The organism is Streptomyces sp. NPDC051569 (genome assembly GCF_044454085.1).
Lineage (GTDB): Bacteria > Actinomycetota > Actinomycetes > Streptomycetales > Streptomycetaceae > Streptomyces.
The window spans coordinates 181,143-193,053 of the sequence record NZ_JBITDJ010000011.1 but is presented as its reverse complement, the minus strand read 5'-3'; the positions used below and the strand labels follow the sequence as shown (position 1 = coordinate 193,053).

General features: G+C 69.0%; 10 protein-coding genes. 5 read left to right on the top strand and 5 right to left on the bottom strand.

From position 1 onward, the window contains the following. Positions 1–305: 305 nt before the first annotated feature. The 5 genes from ACIBAE_RS18345 to ACIBAE_RS18325 form a co-directional block, all read right to left on the bottom strand. On the bottom strand, positions 306–1,307 hold the full coding sequence (locus ACIBAE_RS18345) for a glutathione S-transferase family protein (RefSeq protein ID WP_399286120.1): 1,002 nt from the start codon (positions 1,305–1,307) through the stop codon (positions 306–308). 38 nt (positions 1,308–1,345) lie between these two features. Further along, complete coding sequence (locus ACIBAE_RS18340; RefSeq protein WP_399286118.1) at positions 1,346–2,101, bottom strand: hemerythrin domain-containing protein; 756 nt, start codon at positions 2,099–2,101, stop codon at positions 1,346–1,348. After that, a complete protein-coding gene (gene msuE, locus ACIBAE_RS18335) occupies positions 2,098–2,712 on the bottom strand; it encodes an FMN reductase (protein ID WP_399286116.1) in 615 nt (204 codons plus the stop codon). The genes ACIBAE_RS18340 and msuE overlap by 4 nt, the downstream gene beginning before the upstream one ends. Beyond that, positions 2,709–3,788, bottom strand: a complete 1,080-nt coding sequence (locus tag ACIBAE_RS18330) for an LLM class flavin-dependent oxidoreductase (protein ID WP_399286114.1) — start codon at positions 3,786–3,788, stop codon at positions 2,709–2,711. Before ACIBAE_RS18330 ends, msuE begins: the two co-directional genes overlap by 4 nt. 111 nt (positions 3,789–3,899) lie before the next feature. Then, positions 3,900–5,144, bottom strand: a complete 1,245-nt coding sequence (locus ACIBAE_RS18325) for an MFS transporter (protein WP_399286112.1) — start codon at positions 5,142–5,144, stop codon at positions 3,900–3,902. Positions 5,145–5,420: 276 nt separating this feature from the next. On the opposite strand from ACIBAE_RS18325, the gene rplU reads away from it, so the two are divergent. From rplU to ACIBAE_RS18300, 5 genes are all read left to right on the top strand, one after another. After that, a complete protein-coding gene (gene rplU, locus ACIBAE_RS18320) occupies positions 5,421–5,741 on the top strand; it encodes a 50S ribosomal protein L21 (RefSeq protein WP_399286110.1) in 321 nt (106 codons plus the stop codon). 14 nt (positions 5,742–5,755) lie between these two features. Continuing rightward, positions 5,756–6,010, top strand: coding sequence for a 50S ribosomal protein L27 (gene rpmA / locus ACIBAE_RS18315; RefSeq protein ID WP_399286108.1), 255 nt, complete (start codon positions 5,756–5,758; stop codon positions 6,008–6,010). A 123-nt stretch (positions 6,011–6,133) separates the two neighbouring features. Continuing rightward, positions 6,134–7,573: a GTPase ObgE gene (gene obgE, locus ACIBAE_RS18310; RefSeq protein WP_399286106.1), complete on the top strand. Its 1,440-nt coding sequence runs from the start codon at positions 6,134–6,136 to the stop codon at positions 7,571–7,573. Between the two features lie 357 nt (positions 7,574–7,930). After that, positions 7,931–9,430, top strand: coding sequence for an SDR family NAD(P)-dependent oxidoreductase (locus ACIBAE_RS18305; protein ID WP_399286104.1), 1,500 nt, complete (start codon positions 7,931–7,933; stop codon positions 9,428–9,430). A 141-nt stretch (positions 9,431–9,571) separates the two neighbouring features. Then, positions 9,572–11,728 carry a hypothetical protein gene (locus ACIBAE_RS18300; protein WP_399286102.1) on the top strand — a complete coding sequence of 719 codons (2,157 nt, stop codon included), beginning with the start codon at positions 9,572–9,574 and terminating at the stop codon, positions 11,726–11,728. Positions 11,729–11,911 lie beyond the last annotated feature (183 nt).

The window sequence follows — 11,911 nt, the reverse complement described above, 5'->3', positions numbered from 1 at the left end:
GGGAGTGCACACCGAAGAGCGTCATCGGCTGGTGGTCGATGAACACGATCACGGCTTCGTTCGGGTCGAGCAGGTTCTTGGGGCTGGTCATCGAAGGACTCCTCTGTGGTGTGTTCTCCGCGGCTCCCTCGCCGCGCATCTATGACAAGTCCCGGGGGGTCCGTTCTCTTCACGAAGGTTGCGCGCGCAACCATCCTGATCCTGAGGTCTGTTGGGCGCCCGCGAAAAAGCCACCCCGGGCCGCGCGGAGCCTTCGGTCGACTCGGCGCGGCCCGGGGTGGCCACCGGGGGAAGCTCAGCTCAGATCAGATCAGAGGAGGGACCTCTTCGCCGGCCCGCGGCGGGCCGGGGGGCGTACCGTCGCCGAACGGGCGCCCGCCCAGGGCCTCGCGGCCGTGCGGGGTGGTCCATCCGATGGGGTCGGGGCCGACAGGAACGATCCGGGTGGGATTGATCTCGTGATGGACGAAGTGGTAGTGCCGCTTGATGTGCTCGAAGTGGACGGTGTCCCCGAACCCGGGGGTCTGGAAGAGGTCACGGGCGTACGCCCAGAGCACCGGCATCTCGCTGATCTTGTTGCGATTGCACTTGAAGTGACCGTGGTAGACGGAGTCGAACCGCACCAGGGTGACGAACAGCCGGATGTCGGCCTCGGTGATCGTGTCGCCGACCAGGTAGCGCTGTCGCTCCAGACGCTCGGACAGCGCGTCCAGGCGGGCGAAGAGGCGGCCCACGATCCGCTCGTACACCTTCTGGTTCTTGGCGAAACCGGCCATGTACACGCCGTTGTTGATGTCCCTGAACACCTCGGCGTTCACGGCGTCGATCTCGTCGCGCAGGTGCTCCGGGTACAGGTCGGGAGCACCGGCGCGGTGGTGCGCGGTCCACTCCGTGGCCAGGTCGAGCGTGATCTGCGGGTAGTCGTTGGTGACCAGCTTGCCGCTCGGGACGTCGACGACGGCCGGGACACTGACCCCGCCCGTGTAGTCGGGCTCCGCCGCGAGGTACGCCTCGGAGAGGTACCGGATACCCAGGACCGGGTCCTTGCCGTCCGGGTCCAGGGTGAACCGCCAGCTGCGCTCGTCCTGGATCGGGTCGGTGACCGCCATCGAGATGACGTCCTCCAGACCGAGCAGCCGCCGGGATATGACCGCGCGGCTGGCCCAGGGACAGGCCCGGTTGATGACGAGGCGGTAGCGGTCCGCCTCCACCGGCCAGGGTGAGGAGCCGTCGGCGGTGATCCGGTCGGCGAAATGGTTGGGGGAGCGGACGAATTCCTTGTCCGCGGGTGCTTCTTGGCTGGTCATAGCTCCTCGATCGGTCAGATGTAGCGGTGCTGGGCCGCTCAGAAGTAGTACTGGTGCTGCCAGCGGCGCAGGGTCGGGATGATCTGCTCCTCCTCGTAGGAGAGGTGCTTCAGGAGCTGGTCGGCGAACGTGTCGAGCGCCTTGACCACGCGCTGCCGTGCCTCGGCGGAGATGTCCTCGGCGAGCGCGGAGGCCGCTCCCTGCACCTCGTCCAGCAGATCGGAGATGGCCCGGTGTTCCGCTTCCAGCCGGTTCACGGCGGGACGGAGCTGGGGGTTGGCGGCCTTCAGCGCGGGGAACATCATGGCCGACTCGAAGCTGTGGTGGGTGTGCACGTGGCGGCAGTGCTGCAGGCAGTTCACCCGCAGCTGCCACAGCGGTCCCCGGGTCTGGAGCGTCTTGAGGTCCGCCGACAGCTCCTTGGCCGTCAGCCCCTTCGTCACGCGCTGGGCCAGCTTGCGCACCGTCGCCAGGTCGCGGCGGATGGAGTCGTGCACCATCAGCAGCTCGTCGACCAGCGCCTTGCCCTGCGGGGTGTTGGGCAACGGGTTGCCGCCGGACCTGCCGCCGGTCGGCTTGCCGCCGCCCGACCTGCCGCCGCCCGACCTGCCGCCGCCCGACCTGGCGGTGCCCGCCGCTTTGCCGCCGCCCGACCTGGCGGCCGGCTTGCCGGCGCCGGCTGCCTTGCCCCCGCCGCTCGCCCTGCCGCCGCCGGGCTTGCCGCCGGTCGTCCTGCCGCCGGTCGGCTTTCCGCCGCCCGACCTGCCGCCGGCCGGCTTGCCGTTCCTGGTCATACGCGCGTGACTCCCTCGTACGGGCCGGAATCCCCGGCCGGGGCCGGCTCCGTGGCGGTGCCGCCGACGCGGGCGCGCAGCAGCTCGGCGATGTCGTCGACAGCGACCTCGATCCGGGCGTGGACCTCGGGGTTGAGGATCTGCATGCCGTCGAAGTCGCCACTGCTCGCGTACAGCGCGACCGGGACGGTGAGCGCCTGGAAGAAGCCGAACAGCGGCCGGAACTGGTGCTCCAGGACGAGGGCGTGCCGGTCGCTGCCGCCGGTGGCGGCCAGCAGCACGAGCTTGTTGGCCAGCGCGTACTGGTTCTCGATCAGGTCGAAGAAGTGCTTGAACAGCCCGGTGTACGAGGCCCGGAAGACCGGGCTGGCGGCGATCACCAGGTCGGCCTCGGCCAGCAGCCGCATCTCGTCGAGGACGCTCTCCGGCAGGTCGTCCGGGTGCCGCGCGCCGGTGAATCCGGCGCCCAGTTTGTGGATGTCGATGCGGTGGTTCTCGACCGGGAGGCGGGTGGCCAGGGTCTCGACGATCTGCTCGGTCAGGGCGACGGTCTTGGAGGGCTCCTGGAGACTGCCGGAGACCGTGACGACCTTCAGCGTGCGCGTGCTCACTTGGTCACCTCGCTTGTGGAGCGGGAGGCCTCGCGGGAGGCGATCTCGCGGCGTACGACGGGGGCCACCTCGGTGCCGAGCAGCTCGATGGCCTTCAGCATGTGCTTCTGCGGGACCCCGCCGAAGCCGAGCTGCATCAGCAGCCGCTGGTGACCGAAGAGCTCGTGCTGGTAGAGGATCTTGTCGATGATCTCCTGCGGGCTGCCGACGAAGAGGCCGCCGGCCAGCGTCGCCTGGGCGTCGTACGCCTTGCGAGGGGTGTGGAAACCCTGGCCGCGCTGGTGGAAGTTCTCCAGCATGCCGCGGTCGAAGTAGGGGTACGAGATGTCGCGGGCCGCACGGGTCGTCGGGGCGACGAAGCCCGGGGAGTTGATGGACACCGGCAGCGCGGCGACATCGTGACCGGCCTGCCGGGCACTCTCCCGGTAGAGGTTCACCAGCGGCGCGTAGCGGCTGACGGCGCCGCCCAGGATGGCGAGCGCGAGCGGCAGACCGAGCGAACCGGCACGGGCCGCGGAAGCGGTGGTGCCGCCGACCGCCACCCACAGCGGCAGCTTGTCCTGCGCGGGCCGTGGCGCGATGTCCGCGTCGAACAGCGGCGCCCGGTGCCGGCCGCGCCAGGTGAGGGGGTGCTGCTCGCGGATGGCCATGAGCAGTTCGAGCTTCTCGGCGAAGAGCTCGGAGTAGAGGTCCAGGTCGTATCCGAAGAGCGGGAACGACTCGGTGTAGGAACCACGGCCCGCGATGATCTCGGCGCGACCGCCGGATATCAGGTCCAGGGTGGCGAACTGCTGGTGCACCCGGACCGGGTCCTCGGAGCTGAGCACCGTGACCGCGCTGGAGAGCCTGATGTCCTTGGTCCGCTCGGCCATCGCGGCGAGCACGACCGGGATCGCCGAGATGGCGAAGTCGGAGCGGTGGTGCTCGCCGAGCGCGAAGACGTCCAGCCCCGCCTGGTCGGCGACCTCGGCCTGCTCGATGAATTCGCGGATCCGGGTCTGGGGTGAGATGACCTGCCCGGAGACCGGGTCCGGGGTCAGTTCACCGAATGAGTAGATGCCGATCTCGAAAGGCATGGCCGCCTCCTGCTTCTTGTCGCGTTCCGTGGCCGCTGTCGGCCGCCGCACCCTGAACAAGGCGTTGAGGGCGGGAATCCTTCGGGATCGTTGCCTATGCAACAACCTCTCTCACCGGTCGCTGCTCCGCAGGCCCCTCATGACGGACAGGGCGGCGCCGACCGACAGCAGCGCGGCGAAGCCGATCATGGTGACGTTGATGGAGAGGTGCTTGATGATGATGCTGAAGATCACCGCGGGCACGCCCATGCCGATGTATCCGATGACGAAGTACATCGCGAGCACGCCGGCCCGCGACGCGGGCTCCGCGACCGAGGCGGTCTGCACGACACCGCCCTTGAACAGCAGGCCCGCGCCCGCTCCGGTCAGTGCCGCCGCGACCAGGTAGAGCCAGAGCTGCGGGTGGTAGAGCGACACGGCCGCCAGGGCCAGACCCAGGGGGAAGACCGTGGCGCCGAGCGTCAGCAGCGGGCGCAGGCTCAGCCGGCTGAGCGCCAGCTGGCCCACCGTGGCCGCCGCGAACATCACGAAGGGCGCGAGTCCCGCGATGAAGTGGGAGTCGATGCCCAGCTTGACATGGAGCATGGTGGCGCCGAGCGAGGAGAACAGACCGAACACGGCGAAGGAGAAGAAGCCGAGGCCGCCGGCGGCGATGAACACGGGGCGGCCGCCGGGACGCAGCGCGAAGCGGATCGGGGCGCTCTCGGTGCGGGGCTTGCGGTGCACGGTCTCCGGGGTGTGCAGCGTCAGCAGCACGGAGATGGCCATCACCGCGGCGAAGAGGCCCTGGGTGACGAGCAGGGGGGAGGGCAGCCACTGCGCGATGATGCCGGCCACCAGCGGGCCGAGCGCCAGTCCGCCGAGGTTCGCGGCGGTGACGATGATGCCCGGGAGGCTGGAGTGCGGCCGGTCGGGGTGTTCCCTGTGATAGAGGTCATGCAGATAGGTGGCCGCGGTGGAGCTCATCAGACCGATCCCGACGCCGTTGAGGAAACGGCCGGTGAGCAGCCCCGGCAGGTCCGGCCAGATCAGCAGCACCAGGGCGGCGACGATCGCCACCAGCAGCGCCGAGACCATGACGGGGCGCCGCCCGAAGCGGTCCGACAGGTGCCCGAGGGTCACGAAGCTCAATGCCGCGCCGACGACCACGATGCCGTAGGCCACCGTGACCATGGTCGCCCCGAAGCCGTCCCGTGCCTGGTAGAGCGGCCACAGCGCCACGGGGGCGGTGCCGAACGCGGTCAGGGCCGTGAACGCCACAGTCGCGAACCAGAAGCCGGTGCCGTGGGACACCTGTCTCGCACGGATCCGGGGTTGCCGGGCGGTACTGGGGGGGACGGTCGGGGCGGTGGACATGGCAGCTTCCTTCGGTTGATGTCTTTCTAGAAAGTTTATCCATCAACTTCATATTCCCCATGTCCCTTCCCGGGCCGGTTTGACCGGCCGGTGGGAAGGCCCGTACCGTGGCTCGTCGGCGTGTTTCTATGCGCGCCCACCCCTGAGCACCTACCTTCCGGTCACCTTTCGGTGCCGTCGGAAGAGGCCGCTCGTCCTCTGCGGATCAGTACGGCTCCCGGGCCGTACGAGCGGCTGGCTTCAGGGGTTTCCGTTCCGAGCGAGAGTGAGTTCCGCGTGTACGCCATCGTGCGCAGCGGTGGTCGCCAGCACAAGGTTGCTGTCGACGACATCGTTGAGGTTGACAAGATTCCCACCGCCAAGGTTGGCGACACGGTCGAGCTCTCGACCCTGCTCGTGGTCGACGGCGACACCGTCACCAGCGACCCGTGGGTGCTGGACGGCATCAAGGTCACGGCCGAGGTCGTGGACCACCACAAGGGCGCGAAGATCGACATCCTTCGCTACAAGAACAAGACCGGCTACCGCCGTCGCCAGGGTCACCGTCAGCAGTACACGGCGATCAAGGTCACCGGTATCCCCGCGGCTGCGAAGTAAGGGACTGAGGAGACATGGCACATAAGAAGGGCGCATCGTCCACTCGGAACGGGCGCGATTCCAATGCTCAGCGGCTCGGCGTGAAGCGCTTCGGCGGTCAGGTCGTCAACGCCGGTGAGATCCTGGTCCGCCAGCGTGGCACCCACTTCCACCCGGGCTCCGGCGTCGGCCGTGGCGGCGACGACACGCTGTTCGCGCTGAACGCCGGTGCGGTGGAGTTCGGTACTCACCGTGGCCGCAGGGTCGTGAACATCGTTCCGGTCGCCTAGTCATCAGGCGCCCGTAGAACGGTTTTCTTCGCGAGGGCGGACCTCACTTCCCGGAGACGGGAAGTAGGTCCGCCTTTCGCGTGTTGCAGGTAAGACAATCCGTATGTACTGGAGGCAATCCCCATGACCACCTTCGTGGACCGCGTCGAGTTGCATGTCGCCGCGGGTAACGGAGGCCACGGCTGCGCCTCCGTACACCGTGAGAAGTTCAAGCCGCTCGGCGGACCCGACGGCGGCAACGGCGGCCGTGGCGGCGACGTGATCCTGGTCGTCGACCAGTCGGTGACGACGCTGCTCGAATACCACCACTCACCGCACCGCAAGGCCACCAACGGCAAGCCCGGCGAGGGCGGCAACCGCTCGGGCAAGGACGGCCAGGACCTGGTCCTGCCCGTCCCGGACGGCACGGTCGTCCTCGACAAGGACGGCAACGTCCTCGCCGACCTGGTCGGCGAGGGCACCACCTATGTCGCCGCCGACGGCGGCCGCGGCGGTCTCGGCAACGCCGCGCTGTCCTCGGCCCGCCGCAAGGCCCCCGGCTTCGCCCTGCTCGGCGAGCCCGGCCGTGGCGGCGATGTCCTCCTGGAGCTCAAGACGGTCGCCGACGTGGCGCTCGTCGGCTACCCGAGCGCGGGCAAGTCCTCGCTGATCTCGGTGCTCTCGGCGGCCAGGCCCAAGATCGCGGACTACCCCTTCACGACGCTCGTCCCCAACCTGGGCGTGGTCACCGCCGGTTCGACCGTCTACACCATCGCGGACGTCCCCGGGCTGATCCCGGGCGCCAGCCAGGGCCGTGGCCTCGGGCTGGAGTTCCTGCGCCATGTCGAGCGCTGCTCGGTCCTCGTACACGTCCTGGACACGGCCACGCTGGAGTCCGACCGTGACCCCCTCTCCGACCTCGACGTCATCGAGGAGGAGCTCAAGCAGTACGGCGGTCTCGACGACCGGCCGCGCGTCGTCGTCCTCAACAAGGTCGACATCCCGGACGGCCTGGATCTCGCCGAGATGATCCGTCCCGAGCTGGAGGAGCGCGGCTACCGCGTCTTCGAGGTGTCGGCCGTGGCCCACCTGGGGCTCAAGGAGCTGTCCTTCGCGCTCGCCGAGGTCGTGGCCAAGGCGCGCGCCGAGAAGCCGGTGGAGGAGGCGACCCGGATCGTCATCCGTCCGAGGGCCGTCGACGACGCGGGCTTCACCGTCACTCTTGAGGATGACGGTGTCTACCGGGTGCGCGGCGAGAAGCCCGAGCGCTGGGTACGCCAGACCGACTTCAGCAACGACGAGGCCGTCGGCTTCCTCGCGGACCGGCTCAGCCGCCTCGGGGTCGAGGCCAAGCTGATGAAGGCCGGCGCGCGGGCCGGCGACGGTGTGGCCATCGGCGCCGAGGACGACGCGGTCGTCTTCGACTGGGAGCCGTCGATGATGGCCGGCGCGGAGATGCTCGGCCGCCGCGGTGAGGACCACCGGCTGGAGGCCCCGCGTCCCGCGGCGCAGCGACGCAGGGACCGCGACGCCGAACGGGACGACGCACAGCGGGAGTTCGAGGAGTTCGACCCGCTGGGGTGACACCCCGCGCTCCGCGTGGTCCGTTCGCACGACGCACGGTCCGTGTCCACGACGATCGACCCGCCACGGCGGGTCGATCGTTCGTCCCGTCACCGGCGAGCTCCCGGCCCGCACCTCGCGAATGTGCCGGTCATGTAGAGGCCGCGTAGAAGTACGCGGTCAGCTCGCCGGTGGATCGTCCGTGCGGTGTGGTGTCGGTCACGCCGTTGATCGTTCAAAGGCCCGTCAATACCCCTGACCAGAGGGTGAACGCACAGTTTCGGGGAAGTGGAGGGCAGCGGGTACCCGCCTTGCGGGCCGGTCACGGAGAGTGCGAACATCGCACTGTCCTCCACTCGTCGCAAGGTAGGTCGTTCTGTGTCTCTGCCCCATGAAGCCCAGCTCCGCACCACAGCAGTCGTGCTCGCCGGTGGAACCGGCCAGCGGGTGGGCCTCTCGATCCCCAAGCAGCTGCTGAAGATCGCGGGGAAGGCCGTCATCGAGCACACCTTGACGATCTTCGAGCACGCCGAATCCATTGACGACGTGATCGTGCTGATGGCCCCGGGCTTCGTGCCCGACGTGGAGAAGATCATCGCCAAGGCCGGGCTGACCAAGGTCAGCCAGGTCATCGAGGGCGGTGCGACGCGCAACGAGACCACCGAGCGCGCCATCGCCGCCCTGGGCGAGGGTCTGGCGGAGGGCGAGGACCGCAACGTGCTCTTCCATGACGCCGTGCGCCCCCTCCTGTCACAGCGCGTCATCAAGGACTGCGTGGACGCGCTCGACCGCTACTGCGCCGTCGATGTCGCCATCCCGTCCGCGGACACGATCATCGTGACCCGTACCCACGGCGAGGACGGCGAGTTCATCACCGAGGTCCCCGACCGCTCGCGGCTGCGCCGGGGCCAGACCCCGCAGGCGTTCAAGCTCTCCACGATCCGCAAGGCGTACGAGGTCGCGGGCAGCGATCCGCACTTCCAGGCCACCGACGACTGTTCGGTGGTGCTCAAGTACCTGCCCGACGTGCCCATCTACGTCGTCGCGGGCGACGAGTACAACATGAAGGTCACCCAGCCGGTCGACGTCTTCATCGCCGACAAGCTCTTCCAGCTGGCCTCCACCGCCTCCCCCCGCCAGGCCGACGAGGCCGCCTACCGCGAGCTGCTCTCCGGCCGCACGCTCGTCGTCTTCGGCGGCTCGTACGGCATCGGCGCGGACATCGCCGCGCTGGCGGAGCAGTACGGGGCGACGGTGTACGCGCTCGGCCGCTCCACCACCGGTACCCACGTGGAGAATCCGGAGCACGTCGACGACGCGCTGTCGAAGGCCTACTCCGAGACCGGCCGTATCGACTACGTCATCAACACCGCCGGAGTGCTGCGTATCGGCAAGCTCGCCGAGACGGACAACACGACCATTCAGGAAGCGCTGAACGTCAATTACCTGGCGCCGGTGCAGATCGCCCGTGCCTCGTACAAGTACCTGGTGGAAACCAAGGGCCAGCTGCTGCTCTACACGTCCAGCAGCTACACCCGCGGCCGCGCCGAGTACAGCCTTTACTCGTCCACCAAAGCGGCCATGGTGAACCTCACCCAGGCGCTCTCGGACGAATGGGCGAGTGAGGGCATCCGCGTGAATTGCGTGAATCCGGAGCGCACGGCGACCCCGATGCGCACCAAGGCGTTCGGCGCGGAGCCGGTGGGCTCGTTGCTCTCCTCCGAGGCGGTGGCCAGGACTTCTCTCGATGTCCTGCTCTCCGAGCTGACCGGCCACGTCATCGATGTACGGCAGCAGGACCCGACCCGGGCGGCCACTGAGGCGACCGGATTCGAGCAGGCCCTGGCATCCCTGCTGGACCGTCAGGAAGATGTGTAATAATTCTCCATAAGTTGTACTTTTTCGGGCCTCTGTCTTGTCGCCGCCGCGCGCATGCAGAGGCCCGACTGCGTGAAGCCCCGCCTTCACATTTCCCCCTAACTGTGAAATAACCGGCACCCCCTCTGGAGCAGGTTCTTCGTGATTTCGACCGCCATTCGACTGGCCCGCGTGGGCAGCCGGTCCGAGCTGGCCGCGGCAGCCCTGTTGGGGCTGGGTTACCCGTGTGTCCTGCTCGCCGCACTGATTCCGAACCTCTGGTTCTTCGTCTCGGCCGCGGCCGTGACCTACGCCGCCGACCGGTATCTGCATATGCGCGGCAGCTACCTCGTCAACCGACTCGAAAAGGTCCGGGCCGGCCTGCCGATCCGCTTCCTGGTCCGCCAGCTGCTGCTGATCCTGCTGCTGGCCCGGCTCGACCTCGCGGACGGGGCCGTCTTCTACATCGCGGTCGGCGGCTTCCTGGGCTTCTACGCGCTGCAGGTGTGCCAGGGCGCGCTGACGACCCTGATCAGGATCCGCCGCACCATGCCGGTCGTCACGCGCAACGTCGACCTGCACGCCGTCCGGATCCCCGACGCCCCGCCGCAGGCGCTGATGCGCCGCTCCAGCGAGAAGATGCTGCACCTCGACATGCCGGCGGCGGCGGGTCTGCTGGTCGCCGCGTCGACCGGCACGTACACCTACGGCTACGCCGGGGTCGCCGCCACCCTCGCCCTCGGGCTGATCTATCTCGTCGCGCTCGTGCCGTACCTGCGCCGCAGCCGCCGGGTGCCCTCGGCGCCCGCGATACTGAAGGTCGTCGACGGCTGGCTGCGCGAGTACCAGCCGACCACGGTGCTCTACTTCTCCGGTTCCAAGGAGTCCGCGTACCAGGTCAACATGTGGCTGGAGACGATGGAGCAGGTCGAGGGACGGCCGCTGATCATCCTCCGCGAGCGCGTCATCGCGAACCAGCTCGCCGCCACCTCGGTGCCGGTGATCTGCGTCCCGGGCGGCACGCACCTGATGAACCTGCACCTCTCCACGGTCCGGGTGGCGCTCTACCCGGCCAACGTCGGCAAGAACATCCACATCCTGCGCGTACCGACCATGAAGCACGTCTTCATCGGCCACGGCGACAGCGACAAGATCGCCAGCGTCAACCCGTTCAGCAAGGTGTACGACGAGGTGTGGACCGCCGGCCGGGCCGGCCGTGACCGCTACGCGCTGGCCGATGTCGGTGTGCGCGACGACGACATCGTCGAGGTGGGGCGCCCGCAGCTGGCCCCGATCAAGCCGTTCACCGGCGCCGCCAAGAACCCGATCCCCACGATCCTGTACGCCCCCACCTGGGAGGGCTGGGACGACAACCCGGGCAACACCTCGCTCCTGCTGGCCGGCGAGAACATCATCCGGCGGCTGATCGAGGCCGAGCAGCCGGTCCGGGTCGTCTACAAGCCGCACCCCTTCACCGGCATCCGGGACAAGAAGGCCAGGGCCGTTCACGAGCGGATCACGGCGATGATCAGCGCCGCGACGGCCGCGCGCGCCGCGGAGCCCCGCTGGGCCGCGGCCGCCGAGGCCGAGCGCGGCGAGCGGACCGCCGCCCGCGCCGACCTGACCCGCATCGAGGCGCGCCTCGCCGAACTGGCCACCGCGGGCCGGGCCGCCGCCGACGAGTCGGAGGAGTCGCGCGTCTCGCTCGCCGACCGGTACCGCCTCGACGAGACGAAGCGGCTGCGGGTCGAGTGGAACGACGCCTACTGGCGTTCCCTCGGCTGGTGGGAGCACCGGACCGTCACCGGCGGCGAGCCCCGGCTGTACGACTGCTTCAACGAGGCGGACGGCATGGTCTCGGACATCTCCAGCGTGGTGTCGGACTTCATCGCGAGCGGCAAGCCGTACGCGGTCACGGACTCCGCTGCGCTGGGTGCCGAGGCGTTCAAGCGCCAGAACACCGCCGTGCGGGCCGCCGTCGTCCTCTCCAACAGCGCGGAGGAACTCGACCAGTTGCTCGCCGCGGTCGCCGATCCCTCGGCCGACCCGCTCACCGCGGGCCGCGCCGAGCTGAAGCGGTACCTGCTCGGCCCCGACAAGCCGGCGTCGATCGACCAGTTCAACGCCGCGCTGCGCACCCTGGCGGCCACGTCCGAGACGCGCAACATCACGGTCGGCCGGCGTCTCGCGGAGCCCGAGGAAGCCGCGGGCCTGGACGACTCCGCCCCGGTGGGGCCGACCGGAACGGCCACCGAGGAGTCGGTGGAGTCCCCGGCCGAAACCGAGGGCCTCCCGCACGACTCGCCCGTGGGCGGCTGAGCACGAGCGGTTTCACCGAGGCCCGGCAGGGCGCCTCCGGGCGCCCCGCCGGGCCTCTTCGCTGCTCACGCGCGTGTTCTACCCCAGCTGTATATCCGATGACGAATAAATGTGACCATCATCACCCGTAAGGATGATGGTGACGGGACAACCAACAGCCCGGCCAGGTTGTCTAGATTGCCG